The organism is Streptomyces sp. 2114.4 (assembly GCF_900187385.1).
Taxonomy (GTDB): domain Bacteria; phylum Actinomycetota; class Actinomycetes; order Streptomycetales; family Streptomycetaceae; genus Streptomyces; species Streptomyces mooreae.
Genome location: NZ_FYEY01000001.1, coordinates 3667386 through 3681817, shown reverse-complemented (window position 1 = coordinate 3681817; position 14432 = coordinate 3667386). Strand labels below are relative to the sequence as shown.

The following is a 14432-nucleotide window of genomic DNA, read 5'->3' as shown; positions in this document are numbered from 1 at the left end:
CCGCGGCCGTGGCCGTCTCCGCGCTGGCCGTGTCGCTGGCCGGCTGTATGAGCGTGAGCGATCCGGAGAAACCGAGACCGTCCGGCAGGAGTGCGCGGCACGACGGGGAGGGCGGGCTGCCCGGCCCCGGCGGGGTGACCGTGGACGGCCGAGGCGGCGGGCCGCGGCGGATGGGCCATCACGGCGCCGGGCGTCCGGCCGGCGACGACGACAAGGCGAAGAAGAAGCCGGGGGGCGCGAAGCCGACGCCGTCCGGGCCCGGTGAGCCGGCCCAGCCCGTGCAGCCGTCGGGCCCCGAGCCGGGGGCGGACGGTGTCCACGGCGGCTCCGACGGTCACGGCGGGCGCCCCGGACACCCGAAGCCCTCGCCGTCCCGCCCCGACCGCCCCACCCCGCCGGCCTCGCCCCCGCCCGGTACGCCCAGCGCGCAGCCAACCCCGCCGGCCAGCAGCGCTCCGCCGCCGCCCACCTCCCAGGCGTCCGGACCGTCTCCCGTCTCGCCGCTGTCGCCGGAGCAGTCGCAGTCGCAGTCGGCCCCGTACGGGGAAGAGGCGTAGGAGAAAAGGGGAGCGTAGGGGGCGGAAGGTGTGTAGGGGGCCGAAGGGGTGTACCGGCCGCCGGGGTGAGGGGGGCCGCCGGGGTGCGGAGCCTTGTGCGGCCACGGGGGGCTCAGGGGGGCGGACGGCAGGGGCCGGAAGGCCATTTGCCATCCGGGGGGCGGAGTGCGTATGGTGGTAGATCGTTTGATCCCATTTGCCCGGCGCCAGAACAGAAGCGCGCCGCGTGGCGCGTTCTCTCCCTTGCCGTGGCTGACCGCATAGAGGCGGTCGTGTGAAACACACGGAGTTTGGGCGCGTGCCGAGACTCCGGAAGGTTTCGCATTTCGCATGTCCATTTCCACTGAGCAGTCCGTCATGCCCGCACTCGACGAGCAGACGGTCCCCGAGGTGACGGCGGCCGACGAGGCCCCCGAGACCGACGCGGCCGAGGCCGCCACCGACACCGTCACCTTCGCCGACCTCGGACTGCCCGAGGGCGTCGTCCGCAAGCTCGCGCAGAACGGCGTCACCACCCCCTTCCCGATCCAGGCCGCGACCATCCCGGACGCGCTGGCCGGCAAGGACATCCTCGGCCGCGGCCGCACCGGCTCCGGCAAGACGCTCTCCTTCGGTCTGCCGACCCTGGCGCAGCTCGCCGGCGGCAGCACCGAGAAGAAGAAGCCCCGCGCGATCATCCTCACCCCGACCCGTGAGCTCGCGATGCAGGTCGCGGACGCGCTCCAGCCGTACGGCGACGTGCTGGGCCTGAAGATGAAGGTCGTCTGCGGCGGTACGTCCATGGGCAACCAGATCTACGCCCTGGAGCGCGGCGTCGACGTCCTCGTCGCCACCCCGGGCCGGCTGCGCGACATCATCAACCGTGGCGCCTGCTCCCTGGAGAACGTCCAGGTCGCCGTCCTCGACGAGGCCGACCAGATGTCCGACCTGGGCTTCCTGCCCGAGGTCACCGAGCTGCTCGACCAGATCCCCGGCGGCGGCCAGCGGATGCTCTTCTCCGCCACCATGGAGAACGAGATCGGCACCCTGGTCAAGCGTTACCTGACCAACCCGGTCACCCACGAGGTCGACAGCGCCCAGGGCAACGTCACCACCATGACCCACCACGTCCTGGTCGTGAAGCCGAAGGACAAGGCGCCGGTCACCGCCGCCATCGCCGCCCGCAAGGGCCGCACCATCATCTTCGTCCGCACCCAGCTGGGCGCCGACCGCATCGCCGAGCAGCTGGTCGAGTCCGGCGTGAAGGCCGACGCGCTGCACGGCGGTATGACGCAGGGCGCGCGCACCCGGGTGCTCGCGGACTTCAAGGACGGCTACGTCAACGCGCTGGTCGCCACCGACGTCGCCGCCCGCGGTATCCACGTCGACGGCATCGACCTGGTCCTGAACGTCGACCCCGCCGGTGACCACAAGGACTACCTGCACCGCTCGGGCCGTACCGCCCGCGCCGGACAGTCCGGCACCGTCGTCTCGCTGTCGCTGCCGCACCAGCGCCGCCAGATCTTCCGCCTGATGGAGGACGCGGGCGTGGACGCCTCGCGCCACATCGTCGGCGGCTCCGGCGCCTTCGACGAGGACGTCGCCCGGATCACCGGTGCGCGCTCGCTCACCGAGGTCCAGGCCGACGGTGCCAACAACTCGGCCAGGCAGGCCGAGCGCGAGGTGGCCGAACTCACCCGTGAGCTGGAGCGCCTGCAGCGCCGCGCCACCGAGCTGCGCGAGGAGGCCGACCGGCTGACCGCCCGCGCCGCCCGTGAGCGGGGCGAGGACCCGGCCGAGGCGCTTGCCGCCGCAGCCGTCACCGCCGAGGCCGAGGCCGCCGCCGAGGCCGCCGTACCGGCCCAGGCCGGCGCGTCGGACGAGCGCCGCGACGACCGGGGCTTCGACCGCCGCGACGACCGGGGCAACTTCGACCGCCGTGACCGTCGTGACGACCGCTCGGGCGGCCGTTCCTTCGACCGTGACCGTCGCGATGACCGTTCCGGTGGCGGTTTCAACCGCGACCGTCGTGACGACCGTTCCGGTGGCCGTTCCTTCGACCGTGACCGTCGTGACGACCGCTCGGGTGGCCGTTCCTTCGACCGTGACCGTCGCGATGACCGTTCCGGTGGTGGCTTCAACCGCGACCGCCGCGATGACCGTTCCGGTGGCCGTTCCTTCGACCGCCGTGACGACCGCTCGGGTGGCGGTTTCAACCGCGACCGTCGTGACGACCGTTCCGGTGGCCGTTCCTTCGACCGTGACCGCCGTGACGACCGCTCCGGCGGTGGCTTCAACCGTGACCGCGGCGACCGTCCGAGCCGCCCCTTCAACCGTGACGACCGCTCCGGCGGCCGTTCCTCCGGCGGCTACCGCTCCGGCGGCGGCGACCGTCCGTTCAACCGCGACGACCGTTCCGGTGGCCGCCCGTCCTCCGGTGGCCACCGCGGCGGCGGCGACCGTCCGTACGGCCGCCGTGATGACCACCGTGGCGCCACGACCGGCTCCGGCGGCCGCCGTGACGACAAGCCGCGCTGGAAGCGCAACGGCTGATCACATCCGCTGATCCGCAGGGCCCGTACGCACTCAAGTGCCGTACGGGCCCTGCGTGTTGAGGGGCGAGCGGGGCGCCCCGCCCGGTGCGCCGGCAGGCCCCGCGGCACCCCGCCGGGCAGCCCGATCCCTAATGCCTTCGGGCTGCGGCACATCCTCGGGCTATGCTGCTCGGTGCGGGCCATTAGCTCAATTGGCAGAGCAGTGGACTTTTAATCCATTGGTTCAGGGTTCGAGCCCCTGATGGCCCACAGAGACCAAGGCCCCGCCGCCTGGAACGGAGTGTCCGGGCGGCGGGGCCGCTGTCTTTCTCGGGGGCTTGGGACGGGGGCTGCTGGGCCGCTGCTGGCCCGAGAGCGGGGCGATTATGCGAGGGACGTTCCCTGCACCACGAAGCCGTCTGCAGGATCTCTGGATCGCGTCAATGGGCCGTCAAATCGATGGCTGGTGCACGCACGTGAGGGAGACGATGGCGGACAGCAGCTGGTGCAAACCACGTGGGGACGAGATCCCAAGGCGCAGGCAACGCCATCAACACGGAAGCCACGGATGACCGACCGCGTTCGAAGTCCGCAAGAGCATCAAGCGTTTTCGAGACGACCCGGTTCGGGTGGCGTATTGAGGGGAGCCGCGTGATCGGGTGGACGTACGGACGCAAAATCTACGAGGACCTTCTGTCCCTCGCCGAAACCGTCGCGGTGAGCACCGACGACTTCCCCGAACCGGCGTGGCGCCGGCCGGAGTGAGAAGGCCGGAGGTTCGCTGCTGGGCCACAGCCCCTGCGGCAGGCCCCGAGCCCTCGACACGGTCTCTTCGGATCCGGTGACCAAGCCCGTCATGTTCAGCCCACAGGGATGGGCCGCGGGGCCAACCCGGACCCCGCCGTGACCCATCCGGCCCCCGAGGATTCGCCGCCCGGCGCCGTAGCGGAAACGCTGGGGACGTCGACGCGGCCGCCACCACGGTGCTCGTAGGCGGGCGGGAGTGGGAAGAGGCCGGTGCGGATGCTCCAGGACGAAGTGCGCCCCAGGGACGACGCGGGGCGGCAGGTGCGCCGCGGCCGGCGGACGAAGCTGTCCGGCCGTCGGCTGGTGCGCCTGCTTCCCGCCCTTCTGATCGCCGGGGGCCTCGTCGTGGGTGTCGTCACGCCGGCCGGTTATACGGCCGCGCCCTTCTTCTGCGCCGCCCCGCTGATCGCCGCGTCGCTCTCCTCCCTGCGCAGTACCGCCGTCACGTCCCTGGCCGCCGTGCTCGGCGAGATCTGGGCCGTCACCTACCGCGGCGCCCTCGAGGACTACCAGGAGTCCGTGGCGGAGAGCGTCATGGTCTTCGTGGTCGCCCTGTTGGCCCTCGGGCTCAACCGGTGCGTCCAGAGGAGCGATGCCCATCTGGCCTCCGTACGGGACATCTCGGAGGCCGCCCAGCGCGCCGTACTGCCCACGCCCCCCGAACGGCTCGCCGGCCTCGGCGTCGCCGCCCGCTACGTGGGCGCGCGGGCGGATGCCCGGATCGGCGGCGACCTCTATGCGGTGCAGGACACCCCGCACGGCGTACGGCTGATCGTCGGCGACGTACGGGGCAAGGGGCTGGAGGCGGTGGAGGCCGCGGTGATCGTCATCGGTGCCTTCCGCGAGGCGGCGGAGCAGGAGACGACGCTGGAGGCGGTGGCGGGCCGGCTGGAGCGGGCGCTGCAGCGGGAGGGCGGACGGCGCGCGGGGCTCGACCAGTTCGAGGGGTTCACCACTGCCGTCCTCGCCGAGATCCCCGCCAACGGGCAGTCCGTGCTGCGTGTGCTCAACCGCGGCCATCCGCCCCCGCTGCTGCTCACCCTGGACGGCGGGGTGCGTGAGCTGGTGCCCGCGGCACCGGCGCTGCCGCTGGGCATGGGCGACGTGGCGAGCTGGCCGGACCGGTCGGACGAAACGTTCTTCCCGGCCGGCGCCCTGCTGCTGTTCTTCACCGACGGGGTGACCGAGGCCCGGGACCTGCTGGGCCGCTTCTACCAACCGGCGAGCAGACTGCGCGGCCGTCGTTTCCCGGGGCCGGACGCCCTCCTGGACATGCTCGTCGAGGATGTCGCACGGCATACGGGCGGCGCACCGGCCGACGATATGGCCCTGTTGGCGGTGCAGCGGCCGATGAGCGCGTAGGGAGGCCGTGCAGGGCAGGGCGTGTCCCGGCATGGCTCGCCCGGCCCTGCGGCAGGCCGTGCGTGGCGCGTCCTACGGCATGCCCTGCGCCACGCCCTCCGCCCCCGGGAACCGGTGCAGGCTCTCACCGTGCGGGCCGGTGAGCGCGACCGGGCGCTCGTCCAGGGCGAGGGTGAGCAGTCGCGCGTCATCCGGATGCGGCGAACGGCGCGCCGGGGCGGGGATCCAGGGCAGGACGGAGGGGTGCTCGTGGGAGACCCAGTGGCCGCCGCCGGGCCGTCGGCGCAGCAGCGACCGTACGAGATGCGTGAACTCCTCGCGGCGGGCGGGCGCGAGGTCGGCCAGCGCGGCGCTGTGGAAGATGACCAGTGTGGCCCCGGGCGGCGCCTCGGCGGCGAGCGCGGGCAGTTCCTGGAGCAGATCGCCGCGCACCAGCCGTGGCCGCGGCGCCGGCCGCACCGCCTCGACGGCCGCGGACAGCCGCGCGGCGCGCTCCTCGTCGCCCGGCCATACGAGCGCCTGCAGCCAGCGCAGATCGTCCGGTTCGGCAGCCGGGTCGAGCGGGTCGAGGCCGATACCGGCCCGCCAGACGATCCGCGGCATCCGGCCCCGGCCGGGCAGCAGCTCGTCAGCCGTCCACCCCGTACGGCACTCCAGCACCAGGGGGCTCTCCGGCGCCCCTGCCTCCGCCTCCGCCGCTGCCTCCGCCTCGGTGAGCGGGGCGCCGCTTCCCCCGTCGCCCTCGTACCGGCGCAGGTAGCGGTAGCGATAGCGGTCGGGATGCAGACACAGCCCCGCCGACGTGCCGACCTCCAGCAGCGCCAGCGGCTGCGGCAGGCGGGCGAGCAGCGGCAGCAGCGTCGCGCAGTGGGCCGGTTCGTCGGTCCGGGGCGAGCGCTGCATGATCACCGCACGCACCTCGTTCCAGTGCCGTACCGTCCACTCGCGCCAGCGGCCGTACGCGGTTTCGCCGCGCGGCCCCAGCTCGGCGTGCGGGCCGTCGAGATAGCGGACGGTGGCGAGCAGAAGCTCCGGTTGCTGTGCGCCGCCGGCCGGCAGCGACCCCGACACCAGATCGCAGAGCTCCGGGTCGTGGCTGATCCGCGCGCTCAGCTCCTCATGCGCCGCGGACCGCCCCCGCGCCTGGCGCCAGGAGAACTCCCGGTACCGCTCCGCCAACCCCCATGTGCCGACCACGGTGCGTTCGACGTGACGGGTGTTCCCGGTGTTCCCCGCGTTGACGGCCATGATCCGACGTTACTGCTCTCACGTTCCGTAACCGAGGGGCACCCCTCCGCATAACGACTGGTGCACAATCGCCGCGAGATCGTTTAGGCGCGGACGGTCAACTCGCCCGGTTTGCAGCCATGCTGGCCGAAAAAGTCCAGGCCAAAGCTCCTGGGAGGCCGCTACGAAATCCCGGGAAGGCTTGGAATTCGACTGCGTTCTCTATTACTGTCCGATAACGCAGCGCGGTCGTCCCAGCCGTCGCAAGAGGCGGCACCGTGCGCAGACGCCGAATCCCGCACGCGCTTTTCACGCACCTCCAGCACCTCGAACTGCACCAAGGGAACCGGGGAACCACTTCCTTGGGGTGAATCGGACGCTCTCCGCCAGCGGGCGCCCGTAGGAGACCTTCCTGCTCCGAACCCGTCAGCTAACCCGGTAGGCGAGAAGGAAGGAAAGGAGAGCGCCCCCGTGGCGTCCAACAGGCCTGCCCCCGAGGGTCCGTCCGCCTACGACCTCGATGACCGAGGTGCCTTCCCGGGCCCCGGTCATGCGGACAACATCAACGACGGGCCGTGGGAGGAATGGAATCCCACCGAGGATTCCGTCCGCTCGGTCCGCGGCAAGCACCGGGTGGCCAAGCAGCGTGGCGGCGGGCTCGCCCGCGGTGGCACGGTCCTGGGCGTCGGCGTCATCGCGGCGGTCGGTGCCGGCGGCATGGCCACGGCCGAGGGCCGCCCTCCGGTGCCGATTTCGATGCCCGACGTCGGCGGTATGGCCGACGACGTCGCCGACAAGCTGCCGGACGCCAAGTCGCTTCCCGGCGTCGGTGACCTCATATCGGACGAGGGCACGGATACGGGCGCGGCTTCGGCCTCGGACTCCGCCGCGGGCGTGGCTTCGGCCTCGGACTCGGGCGCGGGCGTGGCTTCGGTCTCGGACTCGGGCGCGGACGCCGGCGAGGCGCTGCGCAGCCGCATCCTCCAGCAGGCCGACGCGCAGCAGGGCGCCGCCGAGCAGGAGGCCCGTGAGACCGCCGAGCACACCGCTTTCCAGACGGCCGTCCAGGCAGCCGACGCCCACCAGAAGTCGGCCGAAAAGGCCGCAGCAGCCAAGAAGGCGGCCGAGTTGGAGGCCAAGCGCGAGGCCGAAGAGGCGGCCCGTCAGAAGGCGGAGGCCGCCCGCCTCGCCAAGCTGGCGAAGAACTTCATCGCTCCGGTCTCCTCGTTCACGCTCACCGCGAGCTTCGGCCAGGCCGGCGACCGCTGGGCCGCGGACCACACCGGGCAGGACTTCGCCGCGCCGGCCGGCACTCCCGTCAAGGCCGTGCACTCCGGCACCATCACCCAGGCCGGCTGGGCCGGCTCGTACGGCTACCGCATCGTCCTCACCCTCGACGACGGCACCGAACTCTGGTTCTGCCACCTGTCCTCGATGGTCAAGACCTCCGGCAAGGTCGGCACGGGCGATGTCATCGGCCGCGTCGGCGCCACCGGCAACGTCACCGGCCCGCACCTCCACCTGGAGGTGCGCCCCGGCGCCGGCGACCCGATCGACCCCATGCCGTGGCTGCGCGATCACGGCATCAAGGTGTGAACGCCTGACGGGAGGTGCCGTCGGGGGGAGAGGGAACGGAGGGAATAACTCCGCTCCCCCCGACGTTGCCACCACGTATGACCGCGACACACACTCCCCGGAATCGTCAGTCCCTGGGCTCGCTCTCCGTCTCCCCGCTGTCCCTCGGCGGCAACGTCTTCGGCTGGACGGCCGACGAGCGCGCATCCTTCGCCGTGCTCGACGCCTACGTGGCGGGCGGTGGCAACTTCATCGACACCGCCGACGTCTACTCGGCCTGGGTCCCCGGCAACAAGGGCGGCGAATCCGAGACCGTCCTCGGCAACTGGCTGGCCTCCCGCGGCAATCGCTCCGATGTCGTCATCGCCACCAAGGTCGGTGCCCACCCGGACTACAAGGGTCTGTCCGCCGCCACCATCAAGTCCGCGGTCGATCACTCCCTCACCCGTCTGCGCACCGACTACATCGACCTCTACTACACCCACTACGACGACGAATCGGTCGAGGTCGGGGAATTCCTCACCGCGCTCGACGACCTCGTGCGGGCCGGCAAGGTCCGCGAGATCGCCGCGTCCAACATCTCGGCGGAGCGCCTGGAGGAGTCCCTGGCCTTCTCCGCCCGCGAGGGCCTGGCCCGGTACGTCGCCCTCCAGCCGCACTACAACCTGGTCTCCCGCGACACCTACGAGGGCGAACTCGCCGACACAGCCGCCCGCCACGGCCTCGCCGCGGTTCCGTACTACGCCCTCGCCTCCGGTTTCCTGACCGGCAAGTACCGCCCGGGAACCACCGTCGACAGCGCCCGCTCCGGCGGCGCGGCCAAGCACGTGGACACCGACCGCGGCCGGCGCGTCCTGCAGGCCCTCGACGCCGTCGCCGCGGCCCACGAAGCCGAGGTGGCCACCGTCGCCCTCGCCTGGCTCGCCGACCGGCCCACCGTCGCGGCCCCCATCGCCAGCGCCCGGACGGTGGAGCAACTGCCGGCGCTGCTGGCGGTGGCCGACCTGACGCTGACGGAGGCGGAACTGGCGCTTCTGGACGAGGCGTCCGCCTGAACCAACTCAGAGGCGGGGAGGGGGCGGACCCCAGGGTGGGGCCGGGCCGGGGAGGCGGGCCCCAGGCCCGCACAGCCGCCGCCCCCTCCCCGCGCTCCTCGCCGCTCTACTTCCGGCGGTCGACCGCCACCCACGACGCCAGCGCCACCCCACCCGCCACCGCGAACACCGAAGGCCAGGCCCCGATCTTCTTGGCCAACGGATGCGACCCGGCAAACGCCGCCACATACGCCCCACTCAGCGCCGCCGCCGTCGCGCTCCCCGCCTTCTCCTGCCACCCCTTGGCCGCCACCGCCCCGGCCACCGCCAGCGCCACCCCGCCGAGCGGCCGCTTCTTGGTCCAGCGGGCGGTGGCGTAGCCGCCTACCAGGCCGGTTGCTGCGATCACACTCGTCGGTACGCCGGCCATCACGGAAACCTCCACATCAGGGGACAACTGTGACGACCTTACGTGGAGAGTCCATGGGGCTCAGACGATGCTCTGTGTGATGCACCGCGCTAGGCGCGGACGTTCCAGTCCGGGTGCTGCACGCAGGCGACGAAGTCCTGCCATGCCCCGCAGGTGAAGTTGAGGATCTGGCCCCCGGGAACCTTCGTGTCTCGAACCAGGACGGTGGATTCGTCGGATGTCGCCGTCGCTATGCAGTTGCCGCCGGAGCCATTGCTGTAGCTGCTCTTGTGCCAGACGAGAGGCGCTGTGTGAGTCATCAGGTGAGTCCTTGCATCGCTTCGGTAATGAGGGCACTGGACTGTTGCGGACTCAAGGACAGTGCCCGCAAGTTGTCGAATGCCTTTGCATACTGCGCGATGTCGCTGGGTTGCTCCAGATAGACAGCGTCTGTCAGGCCATCGCGATAGACGATGTCCGGGTCCTCCTGCTCAGGGAACCCCAACATCGTGTACGCCCCTGTTGCCGGGTAGCTACCCGAGTTGAACGGCAGCACCTGAACCGTGACGTTCTTCAACTGCGCCATCTTCAGCAAGCGTTCGAACTGGGCCTGCATCACCGACCGGCTCCCGATCACATGCCGCAAGACGCTCTCGTGCAGGATCGCCCACAAATCTGGTGCCTGAGGAGCGGTGAGGAGTGCCTGCCGCTCCATGCGCACGGCGATCATCTGCTCGACGTCGTCTGGACTTGGCTGGGCCGTAGCGTGGTGGAGCTCCCTGGCGTAATCCGCGGTCTGCAGTAGCCCAGGCACGAACTCGGCCTCGTAGGTCCGCAAGCTGCAGGCTGCCTGTTCAAGGCCGACGTACACGGAGAACCAAGTCGGTACGGCGCTGCCGTATGCGTGCCACCAACCCCGCATCTTGGAGTGCTTGGCAAGGTCCTTGAGGAGTTCGCGTAGCTCATCAGTGGTGTTGTAGAAGCGGCACAGCGCCTCAATGTCTGACGGCTGGACGCGCCCTTGGCCGGTCTCCATGCGGTTGACCTTGGATCCGCTCCAGTCCAGCGACTCGCCCACCTGGTTGCAGGTGAGTCCGTGGTCCTCACGGAGCTTCTTCAGCTCGATCGCAAGTCGGCGACGACGAGCGGTGGGCGAACCGGCCACGGCAACTCTCCTTGTTTTGACGGGCGTTCATTCTTGCTGTGAGAGCAGGTACGGGCCAATCACTCGATAGAGCGAATCCCGCTGTGCACATTGCATGAAGGGATACGCCCTGCCACTATCGCACCCAGGGGAACTGAAAGTCATCACCTGATGGCCAGGCGTGACGTCGGGGTCGTGGGCAAGCAAAGGAGCTGGGCCAGATGAATGCCACCCACCGCATGTCGAGTACGGAGTGGGTCCACCCCTTCACTGCGAGGCCGGCAGCGGTGGCCGAGTTACGCCGTCTGACGAGCCTCTACCTCGAACTGTGGGGGCTTTCGGGAGTGGTTGATGCGGCGCAACTCTGTGTCAGCGAGCTGGCCACCAACGTCATCAACCATGTAGGTGAAGGGGCTTCCGCTGTCCTGTCGGTCATGGTGAGGGATGCGCAGCTGCGCATTTCCGTTCGGGATGCAGAGAGCGGCCGGTTCCCAAGGCTCCTTGGTGTCGCGCCTACCTCGGAAACTGGGCGAGGGCTGGGTCTGGTGGCGGCCATGGCGGACCGTTGGGGAGTGACGGCTGCCGCGCACGGCAAAACCACCTGGTGTGAGATCAGTGCATCGTGCACGACTCAGGTCCGTGGCGCGGACGGTCTGCAATCGCCGGGAGTAGGAGTACCCCCGTCCTCCGGTCAGGGTATGCCGGGTCGGGCAACCCAAGGACGGCCGCTGCACTTTGTTGCTCAGGAGGCGGCGGCTGTCGGTCTCATCGCTAGAGTTCTTCGTTGGCTACAGGCGCAGGGGCGTGATCCCGATACGGTTCTCGATTATGCGCAAATGCGCTTCGAGGGTGAGTGCGGCGTCGCGGGTTAGGGGTGCTGATGGGGCGTACCCCCTCTCTCGCAGCTGGACGCCAGGGAGGGGGTACGGAAGGCTATTCGGTCGAAACGTTTATGTTTTCGTGGTGGCCTCGGTGATACGCGAGGTATTTGGTGTTTATGACATGCCCGGGGATCTCGCGTAGTTGATAGGTTCGAGGTTCGGAGCCTCGTTGCGTAACGGACCGGTCATCGTTAATGATCAGCATTCCGAAGTCGAAGGCCGTGTGGTGGTTTGGGCACAGGCATAGAACGTTATCGATCTCATCGGGGCCGTTGTGCGGGTGGCCGAGTGGCTTAATGTGTGCAGCTTCAGCGTAGGCGCCCGTAGGGGTTTCAATGCGCAGTCCGCATACTTGGCAAGCGTATGCGTGGATCTTCTTTACGTAGTCGGCAACCTTGGTGCTTCGGATGATGCGCTGGGTGGAGGTTTCCTTGCGGCCGGGGGTGGCATTGCCAACCGGGAAGGAGCGCGTGATGTTCGTGGCCGCCTGTTTGTCGACGGAGCCGATCGCGCGGAGTCGGTAGCGCCAGACGAGGAAGTTCGATTTGCCGCGTTGGGACCAGCACTCCTCCACTCGGTAGAGGCCGTCGTACCGGAGGCCAACCGCCGGTGAGTATCGCCGTTCACCTCCCGCGCCGCGAATCACGCGCACAGGGGCCCCAGTGGAGTAGCTGGTGACCAACGCTGCATTGCCTAGGGTCAGTTCCTGATCTTTGCATTGCTTCTTCGTTTTCTCGTCCCGCCCTCCTTGCCCGGTATAAATTATTTCGTCGCCATAGTCTTCATCGTCGTCGTAGCCTCCGGATACGACGATGGACTCGGCGCCGCTGGCTCGCGTTCCGCAGATTCCGGCCATGGTGGGGCGGTGGACCCTTGCTCGCGCCAGTGTCCGTCGCCTCTTGAAGGTATCCCCGACGCGTACGTGGGGAGGGGCGCCGAATCCGTCAAATTCCTCCGTGGGGAGCCCTGCTTCCAGAAGCAGAAGATCAAGGCGATGGTCCTGGAAGTATTGTTCGTGTAGCAGCTTTACTGCATCCCGACAGAGATCCTTGTCTGAGGCGAGCTGTTCGTGTAGCGAGCTCTCCAGTCCACCCTCGGGTGTTTGCTCGGCAAGCCATGTAACTGCGTCAGGATCCCTGGAGTCTGGCGCCTCGTCATTTGTGCCGAGAATCTCCCAGAAGGGGAATTGGCGCAACTCTAGAAAAGTGCTCTCGGGTGTCGGGTGTGCATCTACGGTGTCGTATTCGGTAAGCATGGCCCGAAGGTCTGTCTTTGCCTTGCTCCATGAGGTGAGGCGGTCTGCACCTTCGGCCGCACGACTGATCGCCCAGAGGAGTGCGATGGGCTGATCCCTCGATGGTTCACCTGACGGGTGATGAAGAGGCAGGGAGGCAAGCGCCTCCATGAAGCGATTGGCACGTTCCTGCTGGGGCTCGGACAACTTGGTGTTTCCCTCGATCTCAGGTGTGGGTGGACGATGCATAAACCAGGGCTAGTTGCCCAGTACAGATGGTTCGTACACCACTGTCGAGGGAGATAAGGGCCGCTACGGAGAGCGGAGCATCGGCCCGAGGGAGCGGTTGCGGTCGTGTCTGGCTAGAGCAGACGTCATCTGCTGTGGCAAGACCAGTCGCCCGAGCCGCATGACTGTTCCCTGGCCACCCACGCATCCACCAACGCCCCCCGCCCCCACTGCTGGTAGTGCCACAAATGCCGCAGCAAGTGCTGTTCCCGGTGGAAGAAGTCGGGAGACGGGCCCAGGAGATGAGCCCGTCGGCGGTGGAACGAGAGGGTGGTGGCGACGGTGGCGTACTCCGTGACCGCGCGGGCGGCGGCCGGGCCCTGGGTGGTGCGGGCGATGTCGCGGGCCAGGGCGCGGGTTTTGAGGGAGGAGAGGGCGGCGGGTTCGGTGGGGGTGAGCCAGCCGGCGGTGATGTAGGGGGCGAGGTAGCCGCGCAGGGAGAGCAGTTCTTGGTTGCGGGCCCAGATCGCCAGCCAGGTGAGGGCGAGGAGGACGGGGACCATGAAGAGGCCGTAGACGATGAGGAAGCCGGGGTCGCCGAGGGAGGAGGCGCCGTTCCAGATGGCGTGCAGGAGGACGGCGGTGACCAGGCCGAGGAGGGCGAGCGCGATGCGGGCGGCGCGGCGGCGGGGGTAGCGGGTGGCGGCGATGCCGAACGCGAGGCCGGTGAGGACCGTGAAGAGCGGGTGGGCGAAGGGGGAGACGATGATGCGGAGGAAGAAGGCGCCGGCGGTGCGGGAGTCCAGGCCGGAGTGGCCCATCGACTGGTCCTCGCCGAAGGCGTTGCCCAGGTAGAGGACGTTCTCGGTGAAGGCGAAACCGGTGGCGGTGATCCCGGCGATGACGATGCCGTCCGTGATGCCGTCGAAGTCGTTGCGGCGGAAGCGGTAGAGGAAGAGGACCGCGGCGGCCTTGACCACCTCCTCGACGACCGGGGCGATGACCGTGGCGCCCCAGGCCTCGGCCTCGGAGGGTGATGCCGAGGCGATGTTGGCGGCCAGCCAGTCGGTGGCGAAGCCGTTGGCGAGGAGTGCGACCAGGGCGGCGGCGCAGGCGCCCCAGGCGAAGGCGAAGGCGAGGTTGCGCCAGGGCTCGGGCTCCACGCGGTCGAGCCAGCAGAACGCCGCGAGGAGCAGCGGCACGGGGAAGACGGCCAGGCCGAGGCCGACCAGGAAGCCTTCGGTGCCGGTCTCCTGGCGGACCATGCCGATGATGATCACGCCGGAGAGCGCGAGCAGCGAGACCAGGGCGACGGCGCGCAGGGTGGTGCTGTTCCAGGGGGCCGTCCGGCGGCGGTGCGCGGCCGCGTCCTCGTGCGGGTGGGGTGTGTACGGGGGAGGGGCGGGCGCGGACGGTGGGTGCGGGGGCGGCTGGGACGGGTACACCCGTCGACCCTAACGA

The 14432-nt window shown here is 69.6% G+C and carries 12 protein-coding genes, 1 tRNA gene and 1 riboswitch; of the genes, 7 read left to right on the top strand and 6 right to left on the bottom strand.

The genetic code is table 11. The features are described 5' to 3' along the window. Nucleotides 1–8: 8 nt before the first annotated feature. The 4 genes from CFW40_RS16055 to CFW40_RS16040 all read left to right on the top strand — a co-directional run bounded on the left by CFW40_RS16055 (nucleotide 9) and on the right by CFW40_RS16040 (nucleotide 5239). A complete protein-coding gene (locus CFW40_RS16055) occupies nucleotides 9–557 on the top strand; it encodes a hypothetical protein (protein ID WP_256331448.1) in 549 nt (182 codons plus the stop codon). A gap of 330 nt (nucleotides 558–887) precedes the next feature. Beyond that, nucleotides 888–3089: a DEAD/DEAH box helicase gene (locus CFW40_RS16050; RefSeq protein ID WP_088798547.1), complete on the top strand. Its 2202-nt coding sequence runs from the start codon at nucleotides 888–890 to the stop codon at nucleotides 3087–3089. 178 nt (nucleotides 3090–3267) lie between these two features. After that, a tRNA-Lys gene (locus tag CFW40_RS16045) sits at nucleotides 3268–3340 on the top strand. A gap of 753 nt (nucleotides 3341–4093) precedes the next feature. Beyond that, complete coding sequence (locus CFW40_RS16040) at nucleotides 4094–5239, top strand: PP2C family protein-serine/threonine phosphatase (RefSeq protein ID WP_088798546.1); 1146 nt, start codon at nucleotides 4094–4096, stop codon at nucleotides 5237–5239. A 72-nt stretch (nucleotides 5240–5311) separates the two neighbouring features. On the opposite strand, the gene CFW40_RS16035 is transcribed toward CFW40_RS16040, so the two are convergent. Next, on the bottom strand, nucleotides 5312–6487 hold the full coding sequence (locus tag CFW40_RS16035; RefSeq protein WP_088798545.1) for a DUF2332 domain-containing protein: 1176 nt from the start codon (nucleotides 6485–6487) through the stop codon (nucleotides 5312–5314). Nucleotides 6488–6743: 256 nt separating this feature from the next. Next, a riboswitch (cyclic di-AMP (ydaO/yuaA leader) is annotated at nucleotides 6744–6926 on the top strand. An 11-nt stretch (nucleotides 6927–6937) separates the two neighbouring features. Between CFW40_RS16035 and CFW40_RS16030 the strand changes: the two genes are divergently transcribed. Then, nucleotides 6938–8062: a M23 family metallopeptidase gene (locus CFW40_RS16030; protein ID WP_088798544.1), complete on the top strand. Its 1125-nt coding sequence runs from the start codon at nucleotides 6938–6940 to the stop codon at nucleotides 8060–8062. Nucleotides 8063–8139: 77 nt separating this feature from the next. Next, a complete protein-coding gene (locus CFW40_RS16025; RefSeq protein WP_088798543.1) occupies nucleotides 8140–9096 on the top strand; it encodes an aldo/keto reductase in 957 nt (318 codons plus the stop codon). Nucleotides 9097–9202: 106 nt separating this feature from the next. On the opposite strand, the gene CFW40_RS16020 is transcribed toward CFW40_RS16025, so the two are convergent. From CFW40_RS16020 to CFW40_RS16010, 3 genes are all read right to left on the bottom strand, one after another. Continuing rightward, nucleotides 9203–9505, bottom strand: coding sequence for a hypothetical protein (locus tag CFW40_RS16020; RefSeq protein ID WP_176956493.1), 303 nt, complete (start codon nucleotides 9503–9505; stop codon nucleotides 9203–9205). A gap of 89 nt (nucleotides 9506–9594) precedes the next feature. Then, a complete protein-coding gene (locus CFW40_RS16015; protein WP_088798542.1) occupies nucleotides 9595–9804 on the bottom strand; it encodes a DUF397 domain-containing protein in 210 nt (69 codons plus the stop codon). Next, a complete protein-coding gene (locus CFW40_RS16010) occupies nucleotides 9804–10649 on the bottom strand; it encodes a helix-turn-helix transcriptional regulator (RefSeq protein WP_088798541.1) in 846 nt (281 codons plus the stop codon). Before CFW40_RS16010 ends, CFW40_RS16015 begins: the two co-directional genes overlap by 1 nt. 200 nt (nucleotides 10650–10849) lie before the next feature. Here CFW40_RS16010 and CFW40_RS16005 point away from each other — a divergent pair, with 200 nt between their 5' ends. Continuing rightward, on the top strand, nucleotides 10850–11500 hold the full coding sequence (locus tag CFW40_RS16005) for an ATP-binding protein (protein WP_088798540.1): 651 nt from the start codon (nucleotides 10850–10852) through the stop codon (nucleotides 11498–11500). Between the two features lie 61 nt (nucleotides 11501–11561). On the opposite strand, the gene CFW40_RS16000 is transcribed toward CFW40_RS16005, so the two are convergent. Then, nucleotides 11562–12950 (bottom strand): YDG/SRA domain-containing protein, encoded by a 1389-nt coding sequence (locus CFW40_RS16000; RefSeq protein WP_218136799.1) that lies wholly within the window; start codon nucleotides 12948–12950, stop codon nucleotides 11562–11564. A gap of 167 nt (nucleotides 12951–13117) precedes the next feature. Beyond that, nucleotides 13118–14416 carry a PrsW family intramembrane metalloprotease gene (locus CFW40_RS15995; protein WP_088798538.1) on the bottom strand — a complete coding sequence of 433 codons (1299 nt, stop codon included), beginning with the start codon at nucleotides 14414–14416 and terminating at the stop codon, nucleotides 13118–13120. Nucleotides 14417–14432 lie beyond the last annotated feature (16 nt).